The organism is Peptoniphilus sp. GNH, assembly GCA_021307325.1.
In the GTDB taxonomy this organism is placed as follows: Bacteria; Bacillota; Clostridia; order Tissierellales; family Peptoniphilaceae; genus KA00134.
In genome coordinates, this window is the sequence record CP089931.1 from 1,259,737 (window position 1) to 1,279,767 (window position 20,031).

Annotated in this window: 17 protein-coding genes; 1 reads left to right on the forward strand and 16 read right to left on the reverse strand. The window is 35.4% G+C overall.

Annotated features, from left to right (window positions below):
- Positions 1–67: 67 nt before the first annotated feature.
- The 9 genes from LV469_06235 to LV469_06275 all read right to left on the reverse strand — a co-directional run bounded on the left by LV469_06235 (position 68) and on the right by LV469_06275 (position 12,983).
- Complete coding sequence (locus tag LV469_06235; GenBank protein UHR02240.1) at positions 68–2,080, reverse strand: sodium-translocating pyrophosphatase; 2,013 nt, start codon at positions 2,078–2,080, stop codon at positions 68–70.
- A 17-nt stretch (positions 2,081–2,097) separates the two neighbouring features.
- The gene (gene secG / locus LV469_06240) at positions 2,098–2,322 is read right to left on the reverse strand and encodes a preprotein translocase subunit SecG (protein ID UHR02241.1); all 225 of its coding nucleotides are present in this window, start codon (positions 2,320–2,322) and stop codon (positions 2,098–2,100) included.
- Between the two features lie 180 nt (positions 2,323–2,502).
- Positions 2,503–4,329, reverse strand: a complete 1,827-nt coding sequence (locus LV469_06245; GenBank protein UHR02242.1) for a hypothetical protein — start codon at positions 4,327–4,329, stop codon at positions 2,503–2,505.
- 647 nt (positions 4,330–4,976) lie between these two features.
- The gene (gap, locus tag LV469_06250) at positions 4,977–5,993 is read right to left on the reverse strand and encodes a type I glyceraldehyde-3-phosphate dehydrogenase (protein ID UHR02243.1); all 1,017 of its coding nucleotides are present in this window, start codon (positions 5,991–5,993) and stop codon (positions 4,977–4,979) included.
- Between the two features lie 134 nt (positions 5,994–6,127).
- Entirely contained in the window at positions 6,128–8,404 is a 2,277-nt protein-coding gene (locus tag LV469_06255) for an ABC transporter permease (protein UHR02244.1), read from the reverse strand.
- On the reverse strand, positions 8,404–9,099 hold the full coding sequence (locus tag LV469_06260; protein ID UHR02245.1) for an ABC transporter ATP-binding protein: 696 nt from the start codon (positions 9,097–9,099) through the stop codon (positions 8,404–8,406). Before LV469_06260 ends, LV469_06255 begins: the two co-directional genes overlap by 1 nt.
- A 202-nt stretch (positions 9,100–9,301) precedes the next feature.
- The gene (gene tuf, locus LV469_06265; GenBank protein ID UHR02246.1) at positions 9,302–10,495 is read right to left on the reverse strand and encodes an elongation factor Tu; all 1,194 of its coding nucleotides are present in this window, start codon (positions 10,493–10,495) and stop codon (positions 9,302–9,304) included.
- Positions 10,496–10,742: 247 nt separating this feature from the next.
- Positions 10,743–12,170, reverse strand: a complete 1,428-nt coding sequence (locus LV469_06270) for a copper amine oxidase N-terminal domain-containing protein (protein ID UHR02247.1) — start codon at positions 12,168–12,170, stop codon at positions 10,743–10,745.
- Positions 12,171–12,260: 90 nt separating this feature from the next.
- Positions 12,261–12,983, reverse strand: coding sequence for a hypothetical protein (locus LV469_06275; protein UHR02248.1), 723 nt, complete (start codon positions 12,981–12,983; stop codon positions 12,261–12,263).
- Between the two features lie 95 nt (positions 12,984–13,078).
- On the opposite strand from LV469_06275, the gene LV469_06280 reads away from it, so the two are divergent.
- Entirely contained in the window at positions 13,079–13,711 is a 633-nt protein-coding gene (locus LV469_06280) for an S-layer homology domain-containing protein (GenBank protein ID UHR02249.1), read from the forward strand.
- A gap of 29 nt (positions 13,712–13,740) precedes the next feature.
- Here the strand turns inward: LV469_06280 and LV469_06285 are convergent, their stop codons facing one another.
- The 7 genes from LV469_06285 to LV469_06315 form a co-directional block, all read right to left on the reverse strand.
- A complete protein-coding gene (locus LV469_06285) occupies positions 13,741–13,938 on the reverse strand; it encodes a PTS ascorbate transporter subunit IIC (GenBank protein ID UHR02250.1) in 198 nt (65 codons plus the stop codon).
- On the reverse strand, positions 13,938–14,984 hold the full coding sequence (locus tag LV469_06290; protein ID UHR02251.1) for an SPFH domain-containing protein: 1,047 nt from the start codon (positions 14,982–14,984) through the stop codon (positions 13,938–13,940). The genes LV469_06285 and LV469_06290 overlap by 1 nt, the downstream gene beginning before the upstream one ends.
- 87 nt (positions 14,985–15,071) lie before the next feature.
- Positions 15,072–16,265, reverse strand: coding sequence for a cation:proton antiporter (locus LV469_06295; GenBank protein UHR02252.1), 1,194 nt, complete (start codon positions 16,263–16,265; stop codon positions 15,072–15,074).
- A 358-nt stretch (positions 16,266–16,623) separates the two neighbouring features.
- Positions 16,624–17,466, reverse strand: a complete 843-nt coding sequence (locus LV469_06300; GenBank protein ID UHR02253.1) for a 3-hydroxybutyryl-CoA dehydrogenase — start codon at positions 17,464–17,466, stop codon at positions 16,624–16,626.
- Between the two features lie 2 nt (positions 17,467–17,468).
- Positions 17,469–18,251: an enoyl-CoA hydratase-related protein gene (locus LV469_06305; protein ID UHR02254.1), complete on the reverse strand. Its 783-nt coding sequence runs from the start codon at positions 18,249–18,251 to the stop codon at positions 17,469–17,471.
- Positions 18,252–18,264: 13 nt separating this feature from the next.
- Positions 18,265–19,443 (reverse strand): acetyl-CoA C-acetyltransferase, encoded by a 1,179-nt coding sequence (locus tag LV469_06310; GenBank protein ID UHR02255.1) that lies wholly within the window; start codon positions 19,441–19,443, stop codon positions 18,265–18,267.
- 49 nt (positions 19,444–19,492) lie between these two features.
- Positions 19,493–19,906, reverse strand: a complete 414-nt coding sequence (locus LV469_06315; protein UHR02256.1) for a MaoC family dehydratase — start codon at positions 19,904–19,906, stop codon at positions 19,493–19,495.
- Positions 19,907–20,031: the final 125 nt, after the last annotated feature.

Sequence of the window (20,031 nt, forward strand, 5' to 3'; positions counted from 1 at the left end):
TTAAATCAAGCCTCAACTACAATTTTATCTCGGAAACAAAAAAGGCCCGAAGGCCTCTTTCTGTTTTTTAGAATTTAAGGAGTATTCCTCCAAATTTTATAAATAGGGGTGCGAACACTAATGAAACTACAGTTATAAGTTTTATTAGGATGTTCAAGGAAGGACCTGAAGTGTCCTTAAATGGATCTCCGACTGTATCTCCTGTTACAGCGGCCTTGTGTGCATCAGAGCCCTTTCCGCCGTGAGTGCCACCTTCTATATACTTCTTAGCATTGTCCCAAGCTCCACCGGCATTTGACATGAAGATTGCCATTAGAACGCCCGTTACAAGAGCTCCGGCTTGAAGTCCTCCAAGAGCTTCTGCTCCCAAAAGAATTCCTACTAAAACTGGAACAATTACTGCTATAAGACCTGGAACAATCATTTCTCTAAGAGCTGCTGATGTAGAAATGTCAACGCACTTAGCATATTCCGGTTTAGCCTTTCCTTCCATGATGCCTGGGATTTCTCTAAATTGTCTTCTTACTTCGTCAATCATAGCTGAGGCTGCATTACCAACAGCGCTCATGGTCATAGCAGAGAATGCGAAAGGAAGCATACCACCTATAAAAGCTCCTGCTATTACTTCAGGTTTTACTATGTTTATATTTGGAAGCTTAGTTGCTTCGATATATGATACGAAAAGAGCAAGGGCTGTCAAAGCGGCTGAACCGATTGCAAATCCCTTTCCAATAGCTGCAGTAGTATTTCCTACTGAGTCAAGAGAGTCTGTGATTTCTCTTACTTCTTCTGGAAGCTCGCACATTTCAGCTATACCACCAGCATTGTCTGCTATTGGACCATAAGCGTCAACTGCAATTGTCATACCAGCTGTTGAAAGCATACCTACTGCTGCAAGTGCTATTCCATATAGACCTTCTATAGGATTGCTTGTTCCGCCACCACCTGCATAGGCTACGATAATGCCGATTGCAACCATTATTATAGGGCCTACTGTTGACATCATACCAACCGAAAGACCAGCTATTATATTTGTTGAGTGGCCAGTTTCAGATTCTTCCGCTATATGCTTTACTGGTTTATGTTCATCTGATGTATAGTATTCAGTGAATTTAGAAATCAAAAGACCTACCAAAATACCAGCTATTACAGGTACGAAAGCCTTGAAATCTCCAAATAAATGTTTGGACATGAAGAAAGCTACTATAATTGTTACAATAGAAGCTATATAAGTTCCCCCGTTTAGAGCCTTTTGTGGGTTTTTGTCGCCCTTTACAAAGAAGGCTGCGATTATTGATGCCAATATTCCGACAGCTGCAATTCCCAATCCATAAGCTACACCTATGGCTTCATGGGCTGCAACACCAAGTGTTATTACAGATAAAAGAGCTCCAACATAAGATTCGAAAAGGTCAGCTCCCATACCTGCAACGTCTCCAACATTGTCTCCAACATTGTCGGCTATTACAGCTGGGTTTCTAGGGTCGTCTTCAGGGATGTTTGATTCAACCTTACCTACAAGGTCTGCTCCAACGTCTGCTGCCTTGGTATAGATTCCTCCACCAACTCTTGAGAAAAGAGCGATTGAAGAAGCTCCCAAGGAGAAGCCTGTTATTATATTTACATCTTTAAAAATCCAATAAGCAATTGAAATACCTATGATTCCAAGTCCTACTACACACATGCCCATTACAGCGCCACCCGAGAAAGCAACATCAAGTGCTCTTCCCAAGCCATGAGTCTTTGCTGCTTGAGCAGTTCTAACATTTGCCTTTGTTGCAACTTGCATTCCTATATAGCCTGCGATTGCAGAGAATAAGGAACCAAAAATGAAACAAATAGCTGTTTTTAGGTTAATACCAAGAGTCAGTATAACGAATAATACGATTACAAAAATTAATAATGCCTTATATTCTCTTGATAAAAAAGCCATAGCCCCATCATGTATATATGATGAAATTTCCTTCATTCTTTCATTTCCTGCATCATGTTTTGCTACAAAACTTGACTTAAAAAGAGCGAATAGAAGTGCAATAACACCAACAATTGGAGCTACATACAAAATATTTTCTACTATCATCTAATCCTCCCGCTTTTTTAGATTGCTGACATGACAACTAGAGCAATCGCAAAGATTATGGATGCTACTATGGTAGTCCTGTTTAAAATCTCTTTTTTTCCTGAGCCTTTATTCTTGCCCCAGAGAGATTCTACGCTGCCGTCTAGAGTGCCTAGACCAGCTTGTTCGCTTTCCATCATTGCCACAGCAACTATAATTATTATGCTTGTAATTACAATTATAATTGAAAGTAATGTGTTCATTTTCTTCCCCCTCACTTATTTATAACAGATGTATTCTAGCATATATAGGTATTGATTTCAAGTTAAAAGGCTTGTTTTTGCCATGTATTTAGACTAATATTTATAATTTGTCTTGATATTTTAAATATTTTAATTTTAAAATTGAATATTTCAAAGACTTCAATCACATTTTAACGTTTTTCAAAGTCTATCTGTATAAAATCCATCTACTCCCATATCTTTTAGCTTCTCTAACTCTTTTTTATCATTTACTGTATGGACAAAGACTCTTTTTGCCGTTTTTAGAATGCTTTGCCCCAGGTATGTGTCAACAAGTTTCACATTCATTGTTATGGCAAAGGGATCTTCTCTTTTTATAAAATTTAATATACTACTGGATTTTTCGTTTAATTTGTACATGGTGAGGATTATTTTTTCAAATCCAAGATTTTTTGCTTCTTGATATTCTTTAAAAGAATAGACTTGAGGAAGTATATTGACCCAAGCATTGCCGAGCTTTTCCTTTAGTTCTTTAAGCATGGCTATATTATCATTTTTCATATCAGTCACTATATAGGCATCCTTATGATTTTCCAGCCATTTTTTTAAAGTATAGATATTCATCTGCTTGTAGCCATGAGTTGACTTGAAATTCATAAATTCTGCCTCTGAATAGAGTACATCTTCTTTTACTTCAAAAAACTTTTTTACAAAACCTCCAAAATCGTGCAATAAAATTATTTTTCCGTCCTTACTCCTTTGAAAATCCAGCTCAAAATATCTTTTTCCAAGATCATAGTGCTTGTCTATTGCTTCTTTTAAATTGCAATAGCTAATACCTGCAATCTCTCCACCTGCATGCATTATTATAAATTCATCTTTTATTTTATCAAAAGAGATGGCTCTATTTCTATTTTTAAAGACCTGCTCTGCCGCCTTACCACTTGTTAGATATTCCGATAGATCAGTCATATAGTGAGATGCCCTCAAGAAAACTTCATTTTCAGCTAAATTGATTTCTTGCCCCTTGGCGTCTCTTGCTTCTATTTGAGTTTTCCCCAGACAAGCTTTTGAAGATATTTTAAACTTTTTAGAATAGATCTCTCTTTTTTTATAAGACTTTAAAATTGTCAAGGCTCTGAAATCTTTCGAAAATATTGACTTGCCAAAAAATGGGTAGATTTCTTTAACTTGCATACCTCCAAGGATAGTTGGAAGCAAATCCAGATTTGATATGTAATCATTTTTAACATATGCCGGACAACTTGTCATAACTAAAGGCATGTTTAAGTTCTCATCTTTTTCTTCATTCGCTTTTTTAGAGCTTGCTCCTAGAAATATTATAAGAGAGCTGTTCAATTTTTTATGTTCTTTGAGATTTGAAATTATGTCTTGCATCTGCTTGTCAAAATCTGCCATGGACTTGGAGTCTTTCACCTTGAAATTGGCATAGAGAAATTTTTTCTTATTGCCATTTTTTATAAAATTTAAAATTTCCTTCTCATGCTTTAGCAAGATGTCAAACTTTAAATCTTCATAATTCAAATAGTCTTTTTCAGGTAAAAATCCAGCACTTTCATAGGACATATCTCTTAAATAAGTAGCCAGAGATTTGTAGGAAGAAGCCGCTATTATGTTTTTGTTGTCACTTTTTACTCTCGGATAAATGGAATAGAGGATTGACATATTAACATCATCTATATGTCCCAAAGAAGAAGCCTGATAATAATTTTTGAAGTAAGTACCAGTTTTTTTTAATTCTTTAAAAAATTTACATTTGTCTTCTTTATCCTTTGAAAATCCATCTACAACAAAGATATATACATCCTTGTCAGCAAAAATTTTGGCGTTAGGAAAATTATCTAGCTTGCAAAGTTTGCCATAATTTTCTTGGTCTAGCAATTTTAATTTTTTGTTTTCAATTTCTATAATCTCTTTATTCTTATATTTGGGATAGTAAATTCCTGCAATAATAGACATAAGCAAGATGAATCCAAAAAAATAGTACACTCTTTTCATGGAAAACATTTTAACATATCCCAAGCGTTTCAAAAAGCGAAAGACTGCAGCCAAAATCCAGAAAATTTGAGTATAAGGTGGTCACCAAAGCAAATAGCAGGCACTATTTATAAAGGCAAATTAAGCTTTAAAACAATATATAATTGGTGATATTCGGGAATAATAAACTTTTATATGTCCAAATTAAGAAGAAAAGGTAAATCTAGAAAAAACAAAGAGAAAAGAGGAAGATTCAACATAGCTACATCTATTAAAATTCTATGTTTGAAACTATTAGTAAACTAATAATTCATTACCCAAAGAATCTTTAAAAAGCTTCGCATCTGATAGAGGTAGAATTTGCTTTCTTTGATGAAGTTGAAAAACTCGGAATAGACTTTTGCTTCGCTTATTTATATTCAGCATGGCAAAGATGAAGTAATAAAAATTCTAATAATTTTCTAAGAGAGTATTATCCAAAAAAGACGGATTTGGCAGAACTGTCTATAGATGTTATTAAAAATTTAATGGGTTTTGATAAAAGTCCTAGAAAATTCCTAAATTATCGAACTTCATTTAAATTATTTTTACATGAGCTTAGTGTCCCCATTTTATTTGCAATCATCGTAAAAATAAAAAAAGTACAGACTTCTCAGTCTGCACTTTAATCCTTTTTACTACATCTTGCTTACAACCAAATTTGTAAGGTCTACTACTCTTCTAGAGTATCCCCACTCGTTGTCATACCATGATACGACTTTGATTAGTCCATCAATTTCCTTAGTAAGTTTTGCATCAAAGATGCTTGAGTGGTCATTTTTTATTATATCGGAAGAAACTATCGGATCTTCGCAATATTCCAAGACACCCTTCATCTCTCCTTCTGCAGCCTTTCTCACAGCGGCATTTACTTCTTCAACGCTCACATTTTTTTCGAGTTCGACTGACAAGTCCACAATAGAACCCGTTATAACTGGCACTCTCAAGGCATATCCTGTCAATTTTCCCTTCACTTCAGGCACAACCAAGGCAACCGCTTCGGCTGCTCCTGTCGATGTGGGCACAATATTTACAGCTCCCGCTCTTGCCCTTCTATAATCGCTAGAATGGTAGGAGTCGTGAATGTTTTGATCGTTTGTATAGGCGTGGACAGTTGTCATGAAACCTCTTTTTATTTTGAAGTTATCATTCAAGACCTTTACTATGGGTGCAAGGCAATTTGTCGTGCAAGATGCATTTGAAATTATGTTGTGCTTCTTAGGGTCATAATCCTTGTCATTTACTCCCATAACTATTGTGGCATCAGAATTTTTCCCTGGAGCTGTTATGATTACTTTTTTGGCTCCAGCATCCAAATGCAGTTGGGCCTTTTCTCTTGTTCTAAAAACACCTGTTGAATCTATTACAAGATCAACCCCCTCTTTTGCCCAATTAATCTTTAAGGGGTCACCTTCAGATAAGAATTTAATCTTTTTACCATCAACTATCAAATGTTCTGCATCCGAGCTAACTTGACCTTGGTATTTTCCATAGATTGAATCATACTTGAATAGATTGGCAAAAAAGTCAATCTTTCCCTTGGCTGAAATATCAACTACATGAGTTATTTCAAACTTATCATCTCTTTTTAAGAGATGTTCTCTTAATATATCTCTTCCTATTCTTCCAAAGCCCATAATGGCAACTTTTTTCATACTACCTCCGAATTTATCCCGCATGGTTTTTACTGTTCCCATTTATTGTATCAAGTTCCATTAATTTTTACAAGCTATATACTTTAAACGTCTGCATTTTTTAGATATTTTTCACATTTTAGTCATTCTTTTTCTCATCCATTTATATTTTTTAGTTCTTCAACCATGTTCAATCTAGAAATTTTTCTTCTTTGCAAAAATTGGACTATGATAAAAATCAAAACTCCTGCCAATATCATGTAAATATAAGCTATTTTTGGAATCTCTGCCACTATATAAAAATCTATTTTTGACAATGCCAAAATCAACATATAAACCATGAGTTTGTCAAAGATGGGTAGACTTATTATTTCAAACAAGAGCAAGGCAAAAATTATGCCTCTCATATAAATTTTAGTAATCTCATCGTCCTTGTAGCCGAAAATTTTTAGATAAGATATATTCAGTCTGGATTTTTCTAAGATGAGTTTGCTTACTGTAAATACCAAGACTATATAAAATACAAAAGCCACCACCAGTATTGATTTAAAGACTCCATCAAAATTATTTATGAAGTTGTTTAGATAGTCTCCAGTTTTTTTCTGATTGATTTCAGTAAGGAGTAAATTTTCTGGTAAATCTAGAGTTTTGTCGCTAAAATAAACATTAAAATCATCTGGTGCCTTTTCTAGAATTTTGTTCAAGTTTGCGAGGGGCATGAAGGCCTTCATAGAATAGATATCATCAAATATCTCTTTTACCTCTACTTCTTTATAGGTATCACTATGGGGTTTTTTGATAAAGAAGTGGTCTCCTAGAGATAATTTATATTTTTTTGCAAAGGCATTTGAAATTATAACTTCCTTATCCTTTAAATCATCCAAACCTTTCTCATTATAGCGTGATCCCTTATCTAGACCATATATTTCAAGTTTTTTATTGTCATCAATTTTTTCATCCGGCAATTTGAATTTTAAATCGATTATCTTGCCCTTCATTTCTTCAGGCAAAACATCCATCGGCGCCTTTAAGACGCTGATATTTTTATATTTCATCTCCGTTTTCATCTGCTCTACATAATTTTTTATGATGGGCTTCATGCTTATTCCATATACTATTAGTAGGTTGGCGACAAAAACTCCAAATAAAAGTGCGGCAATGTTGACCCAATTGTCTAAAAATACTCTTATTTTAAAGGCTTTTTTAAAAGCTGTGTTTTTTAATTTGAACCTGGTGTTCTTGCTCTTCTTCTTCAAATCTTTTCTCAAAAACCTGAGTGGAGACAGCCTAAAATACCTGCTCAAAACCAAAAGATTCAAAATAGATACAATCAAAACTGGCACAAGACTTGTGACGAAAAAGGATTTTAAAGAAAATATTGGCACAAATTTTATTATGTTATAGCTTTCATAGTAGAGATTGGCATAGATTTTGTAACCAATTAAATAAGAAATTATATTACCCACAACAGCAGCCAAACTTACAAGACACACCGGCACAAGTGTATAATGAAAAATCAAGCTCTTACTTGTATATCCAGATGCCAATAAAGATCCTATGACAGCTGACTCATCTTCTACCAAACTTTTAGATTGGATAGTTGTCATAAATCCCAAGGCTATAAAGACAATGACCATTACAATTGTCATCATGGGGACATCTCCGCCCATATCGTCAATAAAGTATTGGATGCAGCGATTGTTGTAAAAATCTACTCCACCTAATACAAGGCCATACTTGCTAGCTCTTGTCATAATATTTTCCAGCTTATCCATCGAGTCGTCTTCTTTTAATTTGCTCTCGCTGTGGTAGGAGTATTGGTAAGTAGTTTTTATTTTTTCAAAACTGTCAAAGTCTTCTTTAGTCATCAAGGCCAAGGAAAAATGTTTGGTATCCATAACCATGTCAGATTGATTTTTTAAAACAGTTGAATAATCAGGGCTTGCAAAAAACCCTACCAACTTAAATTTTTTGTTAGAAATGTCCAAAAAATCTCCTATGGCTAGCTTATTTACTAGACCAGCATTAGCAGAAATGGCTATTTCACCTGGCATCCTCGGTTCTCTGCCCTCGTTAAAATATGTAAGATTTATTTGTTTTCTATTTTGATAAACTCTTAAAATCGCCTCTTGATTGTCCTTTCCCTTATAAGAGTACGAAATCTCCTTATAAAAGCTCGGATAAATCTTTACATTTTCTTCTTGCAAATCTTTTATCTCATCTGAGGTCAATTTCCTATCCATGATGAAATTGCCATCTTCCACCTTGCCCTCTTCCAAGCCTTTGTAGTAAAGAGGTTCGACTGAGTTTTGTGCTAGAAAAAAAGACGAGGTGAAGGTCACAAATATAAGAGATACTATAAAAATAGGAAAATATGAGGCAGGCTTTTTTAGTAACAATCTAAAGATTCTTTTATTAATGGGATTTCTCATCACCATACCACTTCCTTCGCAGCCACTTTATTTGCATTTTCCTCTACACTTTTAATCCTGCCATCTCTCAAATTTACAATCAAATCGCACATCTTTGCAATCTGAGTGTTGTGAGTCGCAAGGATGATAGTAGTGTCATATTCATTGTTTAAAAATTCAATCAAATCTAAAACACTCTTTGCATTTTCAAAGTCCAAGGCTCCAGTCGGCTCATCGCAAATCAAAAGATCTGGCCTTTTTATCATAGCCCTAGCTATGGATGTCCTCTGAGCTTGTCCCCCCGATATTTGATTGGGAAATTTGAAGAGTTGATCTTTTATATGTAAACTCTCGCTTACCAAATCAATATCTAAAGGATTGTCAGATAAATATGCCCCAGTCAAAATATTTTCTCTAACGGTCAAATTTCCTATTAGGTTGTAAAATTGAAAGACAAATCCGACATGCTTTCTCCTGTATAATTCCAAGTCTTTCTTCTTCATTTTAGCTAAGTTGTTTTCAAAAACTATAACTTCTCCTTCGTCAATCGACTCTATACCCCCTAAAATATTAAGAAGAGTCGATTTTCCAGAGCCTGATGGTCCGAGCAAAGAGACTAATTTTCCTTTTTTTACACTCAAATCTATTCCTTTTAAAACTTCAATTTTATTTTGTCCCTGTCCATAAGACTTATGTAAATTTTTAACCTCAATCAAACTTATTCCTCCTTCTTAATTGATATTTTTTAAGTAATATATTTTATCAATATAAATTATACACCTCGTATTCTATTAAGTAAAATCTTAATCGTATCCCTTGCTTAATTTACTTATCCTTGCTTTCTAAAATTTAAATAAAATTTACATTTTAATACAAAAAAAGAGCGACTCTCGCCGCTCATTTTGTTTTTTATTTGTATTAGTCTAGTAGCTTTGTTACTACGCCTGATGCTACTGTCCTTCCACCTTCTCTTATGGCGAATCTCAATCCTTCGTCCATTGCTATTGGTGTGATTAGGGTTACTGTGAAGGTTGCGTTGTCTCCTGGCATTACCATTTCTGTGCCTTCTGCTAGTTGGATATCGCCTGTTACGTCTGTTGTTCTGAAGTAGAATTGTGGTCTATATCCGTTGAAGAATGGTGTGTGTCTTCCGCCTTCTTCTTTGGTTAGTACGTATACTTCTGCTTGGAATTTGTGGTGTGGGTGGATTGTTCCTGGTTTTGCTAGTACTTGTCCTCTTTCGATTTCGTTTCTTTGTACGCCTCTTAGTAGGGCTCCTATGTTGTCTCCTGCTTGAGCTTGGTCTAGCATTTTCTTGAACATTTCTACGCCTGTTACTACTACGTTTCTCTTTTCTTCTGTTAGGCCTACGATTTCTACTGTGTCGCCGACTTTTACTGTTCCTCTTTCTACTCTTCCTGTTGCTACTGTTCCTCTTCCTGTGATTGAGAAGATGTCTTCTACTGGCATTAGGAATGGGTGGTCGATGTCTCTTACTGGTTCATCAATGTAGGAGTCTACTTCTTCCATTAGTTTTACTATTTTGTCTCCCCATTCTCCTTCTGGATCGTCTAGGGCTTTTAGGGCTGAGCCTACTACTATTGGAGTGTTTTCTCCGTCGAAGTCGTATTCTGATAGTAGGTCTCTTACTTCCATTTCTACTAGTTCGATTAGTTCTGGGTCGTCTACTTGGTCTTGTTTGTTTAGGAATACTACTATTTTTGGTACGCCTACTTGTCTTGCTAGTAGGATGTGTTCTCTTGTTTGTGGCATTGGGCCGTCTGCTGCTGATACTACTAGGATGGCTCCGTCCATTTGGGCTGCTCCTGTGATCATGTTCTTTACATAGTCGGCATGGCCTGGGCAGTCTACGTGAGCGTAGTGTCTATTTGGTGTTTCGTATTCTACGTGTGATGTTGAGATTGTGATTCCTCTTTCTCTTTCTTCTGGTGCCTTGTCTATGTGGGCGTAGTCTACGAATTCTCCGCTGCCGTATCTCTTGTTCATTACTAGGGTTATGGCTGCTGTTAGGGTTGTTTTACCGTGGTCTACGTGGCCTATTGTGCCTATATTTACGTGGGGTTTTGTTCTTTCAAATTTTCCTTTTGCCATTTTTATTCCTCCTTGAGATAAGTCTATATTATCAAGTCAATAATACACTAGACATACGAAATTTTCAAGCTTTTAGACTTTTTATATCCAAGGAGAACTCATCTTATGAAAAGACAAGCCTTCTTAATTTTTAAACCTAATTTATATAAAGTCTTCCAAATATTTTAAGTAGGCGAGCTTTATTTACCTTAAAAGCTAATAAAATGCTATAAAAAAAGCCCCAATATTTTGGGGCTTTTTTATATCTTTAGTTTTTCTTTTCAGTTTGTTTTTGAGAATCCTTTAATTGTGTTTCAAGCTTTGCCATTTCTTCCTTGTGCTTCTTTGCGTATTCCTTGTCCATTATAGATATGAATTTAGCATCTCCTGCTTTTTCAAATTCTACTTCGTATCCAAGGTTTTCAGATACAAAACGAAGTGGCACTAGGGTTCTTCCGTCTTTAATTTTTGGAAGAGAGTCAAGTTCAATAGCTTTTCCATTTACTTCTGCCTTATTTTGTCCTATAAAGATTTTTATTTCCTTATCGTCTTTCTTGCAGCTAGCGATCTTGTTTTCTTGATCCCAGTTTACTTCTGCTCCCAAGGATTCAAAAAGTGTCCTGAAAGGAACAAGAGTTCTTCCATTTTCTATTATTGGTTCGACATCAAAATCAAGCATTTTGTCATTTACACTTACAAAGAAATTGCTGGTCTTGAAGATACTCTTAAGTTCTTCTTCCGTAAGAGCCTTTACACTTGTAGGCGCTTTGATATCTTTGTTTGACTTCTTGCTTTCCGATTCCATTTCAAGTTCTAAGCCAAATTTTTCGTTTTTGTATTTAACTTCTAGTTTTTGTTCATATTCATTTTCCTTAAACTCAATTTCTGCCTTTATTTTTAGGGGCTTTATAAGTTCTTTTGCATCGCCAAAGGATTGAGTCATTTTTTCAAGGTCAAATCCCTTAACTGCATCTTCAAGTTCCTTATCTGAAACTTTTATATCCATGCCCTTTAGGATTGGTTTAAGGGCTTTTGATGTTTCATTCCAATTTTTAACTGTTGTAGCTATGGCAGCTGTAAAATCTTTCAAAATAGCTTCGCCATCAGCTTCATAAACATATTTTCCATCGGACATTTTAATTTCATTTGTCGGTTTAAAGTCCTTTAGTGCAACCTTTAGTACATTTAGAAAATCTTTTTGATATTGGGTGCTTTGCACATATTGCATAGCCGCTTCTTGTTGTGGTCCTGATAATTTGTAATCAATTGGCAATTTTACAAAGTCTTCTTTTATTTCGCTCTTGCTCTTAAACGATTTTGCAAGAGTGTTGAAATATTCTTTTCCGATATAGACTTGACCATCAATCACATACATTTCCATTGCTATGGTCTTTGGTAGATCAAGAGGAAGTTTATCTTCAGATTTAGATGCAAATTTTCCTACGGAACCAAGGTCCATATCCATCTTAATATAAGCCTTGTCTTGTCCTTTAGAAAGAGCTTGAACCTTGATTGGAACTTCCATCTTTTCGCCGTCATATTCAATTTTAACTTTACCTTCAGTCTTTGCTTCAACGCCTTGCCAAGCCATTACTTTTTCGACTTCTTTTATGTAGTTTGAACTTACTGGACTACATCCTCCCAAGATTAGAAGAAATGATAGCATTAGCAAAACTACGCTTAATTTCTTTTTCATTTTTTCCTCCTAAAAATGATTTTTTTATATTATAAACATCTCAAAATCCCCCTTGGAACTTGTCGATGATATAACCTCATATTATTTATTTTAAAACTTTATATTTATTGCTTTTAGAGCCTTAGTCTTTTCACTTTTAAATATATCTTCCAAGGCTTTCTTGCTCTTTGGAGCCGATACATTTATCACATATTTGCCATCTGCATCTTCTCCTTTTATGACAAGGACTCCATCTTTTGCCTTGTTTATAGTTCTCACGCCATCATAAAAAAAGCTATAAGTGCCAACTACAAATCCGTCTTTAAAAGAGCCTATATGACAGCCGAATCTCTCATTGCCACCCATCAAACCAAACTTTACAGGTCTTAGCGTAAAGACTCTTATGCCATTGTTTTCAGCAAGTTCAGGCATCCTTCCAAAACTTGTAATTGCAATAAAAAAAACTATTATAACCAAAAATGCCCATTGATTGCCCAAAAACCTTAATATGTCACTTCTAACTCCGTAAATTTCATAAATAAAATAGCAATTTGCCATCAGCAAAAATATGCAGATGATTGCTAGATGCGCTATTAAGGCAAATTTATTCATATTCAATTCTTCCAAGCCCAAAACTCTAAAATAGGATCTTCCCATTTCACTAATGGAATAGGCTGTTGCCAAGTTTACAACCGCCCAAAATATCACATATGTAGATGAATATTTTTCTATCCTACACGATTTTACAAATTCAAAATATATTATCGGACTTAGAAATATCAAAGCCCCCAGCATAAGTAATAGTTTTCTTGTAAAAGATTTTTCCTGTTTCAAATTAAACTCCTTTATTTCTGTATATTTATATTTTATGGATAAGTTTTCCTAATTATTATACAATATATAAATAAAATAATTAAGGAGTGATAGCTTTGAAGAAATTTTTGTCTTTTATTTTTCTTTTTCTAATCACTGTTACATATGCCAGCGAAGGATATCAATGTAATTTTTTAGATCTTGAAAATCATTGGTCAAGTCCCTATGCAAACTATTGCTTTGAAAAGGGATATATAAAAGGAACAGGCCCTGCTACATTTTCACCAGATTTATCTGTGACAAGAGCAATGCTTATAACAGCCCTTGGTCGATATGTAGATGCCGACATATCCTCTTATAAGACTTCGACTTTTCCCGACTCAAATATAAATACCTATTATGGACCCTACATAGAGTGGGCCAAAAGTCATTCTATAATAAAGGGCTATCCCGATGGCACCATAAAGCCAAACCAAACAGTAAGTAGAGCTGAAATGGCAACTATCGTATCAAATTTTCTAGAGTTTTCTACTCATCAAGAGGTAAATAGCTCTTGTGAAAATTTTTCAGATGATGCGAAGATTCCAGCTTGGGCAAAAGACTGCGTATATAAAGTCTCTTCACTCGGAATAATCACAGGCTTTAATAATGACCATGGACTTGCAGGAAGATTTTTTGACCCCAGCGGTCAAGCACTTAGATCCTATCTTGTAGCAATTATTTACAGAATGGACACCCTACTTGATTAGGGTGTCTTTTTGTAAATTCTTTATCCCTTTTATTTTATATCTATATCTAAAGGCTTATCCAATTCTTCAGAAACATATTTTCCATCTTTTTTCCTCTGTCTAACACATTCCGTAAGCAAGTATTCAATTTGACCATTAAGAGATCTAAAATCATCCTCTGCCCAGGCTGCTATTTTGTCACATAAATCTTTCGAAATGCGCAAGGGGATTTGTTTTCTTTCAGCCATTAGTACAAGCTTCCAGAATTTATTACCGGGCTGACCTCGCTGTTACCGCAAAGTACAACCATGAGATTGGAAACCATTGCAGCCTTTCTTTCTTCATCCAAATCTACAACCTTGTTTTCAGCTAGCTTTTCAAGTGCCATCTCAACCATTCCAACAGCACCATCCACAATCATAGACCTTGCATCTATAAGGGCAGATGCTTGTTGTCTTTGGAGCATGGCTGCTGCAATTTCTGGTGCATAGGACAGATGAGTAATTCTAGCTTCCACAATTTCAAGTCCAGCAAACTCAACCCTATTTTGGATTTCATCTCTTATTCTTTTAGCTACGACTTCACTAGACCCTCTCAAAGACCCGTCATCAGGTTCGCCATCTCCCGTTGTATCAATCTGAAAATTTGAATTTAAATCGTAGGGATATTGGCGCACAATATTTCTAAGAGCTGTGTCAGTTTGCAAGGAGAGATATTCTTTGAAGTTATCAACATTAAAGACCGCTTTGGCCGTGTCCTTTACTCTCCACATCACAGCAATACCAATTTCTACAGGATTTCCAAGAACATCATTTATTTTTTGCTTGCTATTATTAAGTGTCATCACTTTAAGAGATATTCTCTTATCAGATATATTGGTTGCCTGCACAGATTCATCTCTGCCAAGCTTAATCGAAACTTTAGAATCTCTCACATCGCCGCTTTGACCCAATTTAGTATCAGCAGCAGGATTAAAGGCCCTGGCAAAAGGATTTAAAAAATAAAATCCCTCTTCCTTCAAGGTGCCCATATACTTTCCAAAAACTGTGATGACATATGCCTCTTGAGGTCTTAGAACTTTCAATCCCAAAAGCAAAATCCAACCTAAGGCAACAAATACAATCGCCAGTCCAAATAATATATTATCTAGCATAGATTTTTCAGCCGGTCCATTAATATATCTTATAAAAGAAAATACAGACAGACCCAACAAAATCACATATATAATTAGGACAAGTCCTCCCATCTTTGCGCCACGCAAAACTTTTTCTTCAATTTTTTTACTATCTTCCATTGACAAAACTCCTAACTTCTTTTTGATATCATAATTATATCACAGCACTTTTTAGATTGAAATATTATTTATAAATTTTTCTATTTTTTATTTCTCATCTAAAAGTTTTTTATATGATAAATCTATACCCAAAGCTCCTATTGGAGCAGTTACCAAAATTCCAACAACAGCTATGGTCAGCACTATTTGCCCACACCTCAACCCAGAAGCTAAAGGTACAGAGCCAATCGCCGCCTGAACAGTAGCTTTGGGTAAATAAGATATAAGGCAAAAAATTCTCTGTTTTATTGTAAACTTTTCTGAGCTTATAGCCAATAAAAGTCCAACAGATCTAAAAATAAGGCCAACCGCTATGATTACAAGTGCCGCAAATCCAGCCTCAAAAGCATAGCTTATATTTATTGCAGCTCCGACAAGAACAAACAAAAATATTTCTGCGTATGTCCATATTACGCCTAAGTTTTTCGCCAAATTTTTACTTATTGTTTCATGCGATTTAATTTTTATGATAAGAGCCATGCTAACCACTCCCAAAAGGCCAGACATGGGCATACTAGTTTCTAAAACTTTTTCTAACCCCATAAGCAAAAATGATGTTGATATAATTATTAAAATTTTTCCTGCATTTTGTAATTTCTCTATATTGCTTAGCTTTTTTAAAAAATAAACCACAATATATCCAGCTAATAAACCAACTACTACACCAGAAATTATAGAAAGAGGGATATTTATTAAGTCAAAAACTTTAAACTTTTCCCCCTTTGCCATGCTCAAAAACGATGTGAAAAGTACTATTACAAAAATATCATCACAAGATGCACCAGCCATAATCATCTGAGGTATAGCTTTCTTTTTACCATACCCCTTTTCAATCAAGCTTATCATTCTAGGAACCACCACAGCTGGAGAAACAGCTGCCATAACAGAACCCATAACAAGGGCATCAACTCTTCTTATCCCAAGTATTATTGGTGCAAAAATGAAAAACCCAACAATTTCAAAAGATGCAGGTATAAAAGACAAGAGCAAGGCTGGCTTTCCCGCCTTTTTTAAATCATCAATATCAAGCGAAAGTCCCGCCTTCAACAAAATAACTATCAATGCCATCTTTCGTATATCTGCAGACATAGATAAAATATTAGAATCAATTAAATTAAGTTCATAAGGTCCTATAAGAATACCTAATAAAATCATCCCAACTATGGAAGGCAGTTTAAAATTTTTGAAAATTCCCCCTGATACAAAGCCCAAAAATAAAATCATTCCAAGCGATGCAATCATAAATATAATCCTCCTTATAAAAAAAGCTGATGTCTCTACAAAAGTAGAAGTCATCAGCATATTTGCATTTAGGTTTCCCAAGGAAGTACCTCATTTCCTCTAAACATTTTAATATAGTGCCTTATCTATGTAAATAGATAACTTAAAATCACCTTACGGGTAAATTTTTATATTTAATATATTTAATAAGAGATCACATTAAAAATATAAAAATGCAAATAAATAAGTTGAATTTTATGTTTTCCGACTTTTAATAAATATATTTTTTAAAATTTTTGCAATCTCAAAGATTTTAAAAAATAAAAAAATCTGCCGGGGACTAATCCTCCGACAGATTTTTATCTCATAAAATTAATTTTTATTTATTGTAGTCAAAGAAGCCTCTCTTGGTCTTTCTTCCAAGTAGACCTGCTCTTACCATCTTTCTTAGTAGTGGATGAGCTCTGTATTTAGAATCACCAAATTCAGTATAAAGTACATCCATTATAGCCAAAACTACATCAAGTCCTATAAGATCTCCTAGAGCTAGAGGTCCCATTGGGTGGTTTGCGCCCAATTTCATAGCTTCATCTATATCTGATGCTGATGCAATACCTTCTGCCAATATTCCGATAGCTTCGTTTATCATTGGAATAAGAATTCTATTTACTACAAATCCTGGTGCCTCTTCTACTTCAACTGGAGTCTTTCCTATTTCTTTAGAAAGTTCAACAATCTTGTTTTTAGTTTCTTCAGATGTCAATTGTCCCTTGATTACTTCTATAAGTTTCATCATTGGAACAGGATTGAAGAAGTGCATTCCTATAACTTTGTCCGGTCTGCAAGTTGCTGCTGCGATATCTGTTATTGAAAGAGATGAAGTATTTGATGCAAGTATGCATTCTTTCTTTACATTTTCGCACAATTCCTTGAAGATGGCTTTTTTAATTGTTGGGTTTTCTGTTGCTGCTTCGATTACAAGGTCGCAATCCTTTATATCTTCCATCTTTGCTGAGTAGCTTACATTTGCAAGAGCTGCTTTTTTAGCTTCTTCTGTCATTCTTCCCTTTTCAACATTTCTTGAAAAGTTCTTTTCCATTAGAGCTTTTGCTTTTTCAAGTTGTTCTGGTGCTATATCTCTTACTACTACCTTGTGAAGTGGTGCTAATACTTGAGCAATGCCTGCTCCCATTGTACCTGATCCGATTACTGCTATTTTCATTGTCATTCTCCTTTAAATTCCGCTTTTCTTTTTTCTACGAATGCCTTCATACCTTCTTTTTGGTCATATGTTGCAAAGCATAGGCCAAATACGTTTCTTTCGATTGACATGCCTGTTTCGATATCTGTTTGAATACCGTTGTTAATAGCTGCCTTTGAATACTTAACTGCCTGTTTAGCATTCTTAGCTATTTGACTTGCCAATTTTAGAGCTTCTTCTATAAGTACTTCTGGTTCATAAACATGGTTTACAAGTCCCATTTCCTTAGCTTCTTCAGCTCCAATAATCTTTGCTGTGTAGATTAGTTCTTTAGCTAATCCAGGTCCTATTGTCCTTATTAGCCTTTGAGTTCCACCAAATCCAGGTGTAATTCCAAGACCCACTTCAGGTTGACCAAATTTAGCCTTGCTAGATGCCAATCTTATATCACATGCTAGAGAAAGTTCACATCCTCCACCAAGAGCAAATCCATTTACAGCTGCTATTACAGGTTTTGATAGTTGTTCAATCCTGAACATGGTATCCATTCCAAGTTTTGCAAACGCATATGCTTCTCCCGCATTTAGGGGTGCCATTTCAGTTATATCAGCTCCTGCTATAAAAGCCTTGCCCGCTCCTGTAAACACTACACAACTTACAGAATCATCTGTATCTATTTTTTCAAAACAATCTTTGATTTCTTTTAAAACTTCTGAATTTAAAGCATTTAAACTTTTTTCTTTATTTATTGTAATCAGAAGAACTCCGTCTTCTTTTTTGTCTAATAGAAGATATTTGTAATCCATGGATACTCCCTTCTTATCTTTGAACTAGTATTGCTGTTCCCATTCCTCCGCCTATGCAAAGTGTTGCAAGACCTTTTTTTGCATCTCTTCTCTTCATTTCATAAAGAAGAGTTGTAAGAATTCTGGCTCCTGATGCTCCTATTGGATGTCCAAGAGCTATGGCTCCACCGTTTACATTGGTTTTTTCGTCATCAAGTTTTAATTCTTTTGAAACAGCTCCTGCTTGGGCTGCGAAAGCTTCGTTAGCTTCAACAAGATCTAGATCTTCAACAGTCCAGCCTGCTTTTTTAAGAGCTTTTCTTGAAGAAGGAATTGGGCCTGTTCCCATTACCTTAGGATCAATACCTGCATCAGCATAAGCTACGATTTCTGCTAGAGGTTCTACTCCAAGCTCTTTAGCTTTTTCTTCTGTCATCACAACTAGCATAGCTGCTCCGTCATTGATACCTGAAGCATTTGCAGCTGTTACAGTGCCTCCGTCTGGTTTGAAGGCTGGCTTTAATCCTGCAAGTCCTTCAACAGTTACTCCTTCTTTGATGTATTCATCAGTATCTACAACTGTAACCTTGCCCTTGCGTCCCTTAACTTCTACTGGAACAATTTCTTCTTTAAATCTGCCTTCAGCTCTAGCTTTTTCTGCTCTGTTTTGGCTTCTTGTTGCAATTTCATCTTGCATTTGTCTTGTTATGCCATATTCAGCAGCAACATTTTCAGCTGTGATTCCCATATGGTAGTTGTTGTATACGTCCCATAGACCGTCTTTAATCATTACGTCAACAACTTTTCCATCGCCCATTCTTGCTCCCCATCTTTCTTTTGGAAGTAAGTAAGGTGCTGATGACATGCTTTCTGTTCCTCCTGCGAGAACGATTTCAGCATCGCCCGCTTTAATCATTTGTGCTGCTAGAGAAACTGTCCTCAAACCCGATCCGCAAACCATGTTAACTGTGATTGCTGGAGTATCTTCTGACATGCCAGCTCCCAATACAACTTGGCGAGCAACGTTTTGTCCTTGTCCTGCTTGGAGTACATTTCCAATTAGGGCTTCGTCTACTTGATCCGGGCTTACTTTTGCTCTTTTTAGCGCTTCTTTTGCTGCTACAATTCCTAGTTCCGCTGCTGAAACAGTCTTAAAAGCGCCACCAAATGAGCCTATCGGTGTTCTAACCGCACTTGCGATAACTACTTTCATTTTATCCTCCTATTCTCTTATAAATTTACTGACTTATAACTGACAAATCCTAACGAGGCGGCATAACTTGCGCAAATCCGTCAACTACGATTTCTCCGTCTTGATTAGTGCAAGTAGTCTTAATCTTTAGAAATTTCTCTTTTATTATTTCTACAACTTCCGCTTCAGCTGTGATTGTATCTCCCATATGAACCGGCTTTGTAAATTTTAGCTCTTGTCCCATATAGATGGTTCCTGGGCCTGGTAAATACATGCCTAGAACTGTCGATATCAATCCAGCTGTAAGCATTCCGTGAACAATTCTTCCCTTGAACATAGTCTGTTCTGAAGCAACTTGATTTATGTGAGCAGGATTCAAATCTCCTGTGATTCCTGCGAACAAATAAACATCTGTTTCAGTTAATGTCTTGGTGAAAGAAGCCTTATCGCCAATTTTAATCTCGTTTATAGTTTTGCCTTTCATAAATACCTCCTAAGTATGTAATCATTTTGTACCATCTCTATTTATTATTATATCCCTTTGTAAAGAAAATTCAAGAGAATTAGATAAATTTTTAACTATTTTTTTAACTATCTTTTCACCTATTC

Bases quoted from the DNA above. Each gene is read 5' to 3' on its own strand.
- LV469_06235 (UHR02240.1), bottom strand. From the start codon at position 2,080: ATGATAGTAGAAAATATTTTGTATGTAGCTCCAATTGTTGGTGTTATT.
- secG (UHR02241.1), bottom strand. From the start codon at position 2,322: ATGAACACATTACTTTCAATTATAATTGTAATTACAAGCATAATAATT.
- LV469_06245 (UHR02242.1), bottom strand. From the start codon at position 4,329: ATGTTTTCCATGAAAAGAGTGTACTATTTTTTTGGATTCATCTTGCTT.
- gap (UHR02243.1), bottom strand. From the start codon at position 5,993: ATGAAAAAAGTTGCCATTATGGGCTTTGGAAGAATAGGAAGAGATATA.
- LV469_06255 (UHR02244.1), bottom strand. From the start codon at position 8,404: ATGAGAAATCCCATTAATAAAAGAATCTTTAGATTGTTACTAAAAAAG.
- tuf (UHR02246.1), bottom strand. From the start codon at position 10,495: ATGGCAAAAGGAAAATTTGAAAGAACAAAACCCCACGTAAATATAGGC.
- LV469_06270 (UHR02247.1), bottom strand. From the start codon at position 12,170: ATGAAAAAGAAATTAAGCGTAGTTTTGCTAATGCTATCATTTCTTCTA.
- LV469_06285 (UHR02250.1), bottom strand. From the start codon at position 13,938: ATGGCTGAAAGAAAACAAATCCCCTTGCGCATTTCGAAAGATTTATGT.
- LV469_06290 (UHR02251.1), bottom strand. From the start codon at position 14,984: ATGGAAGATAGTAAAAAAATTGAAGAAAAAGTTTTGCGTGGCGCAAAG.
- LV469_06295 (UHR02252.1), bottom strand. From the start codon at position 16,265: ATGATTGCATCGCTTGGAATGATTTTATTTTTGGGCTTTGTATCAGGG.
- LV469_06300 (UHR02253.1), bottom strand. From the start codon at position 17,466: ATGAAAATAGCAGTAATCGGATCAGGTACAATGGGAGCAGGCATTGCT.
- LV469_06305 (UHR02254.1), bottom strand. From the start codon at position 18,251: ATGGATTACAAATATCTTCTATTAGACAAAAAAGAAGACGGAGTTCTT.
- LV469_06310 (UHR02255.1), bottom strand. From the start codon at position 19,443: ATGAAAGTAGTTATCGCAAGTGCGGTTAGAACACCGATAGGCTCATTT.
- LV469_06315 (UHR02256.1), bottom strand. From the start codon at position 19,906: ATGAAAGGCAAAACTATAAACGAGATTAAAATTGGCGATAAGGCTTCT.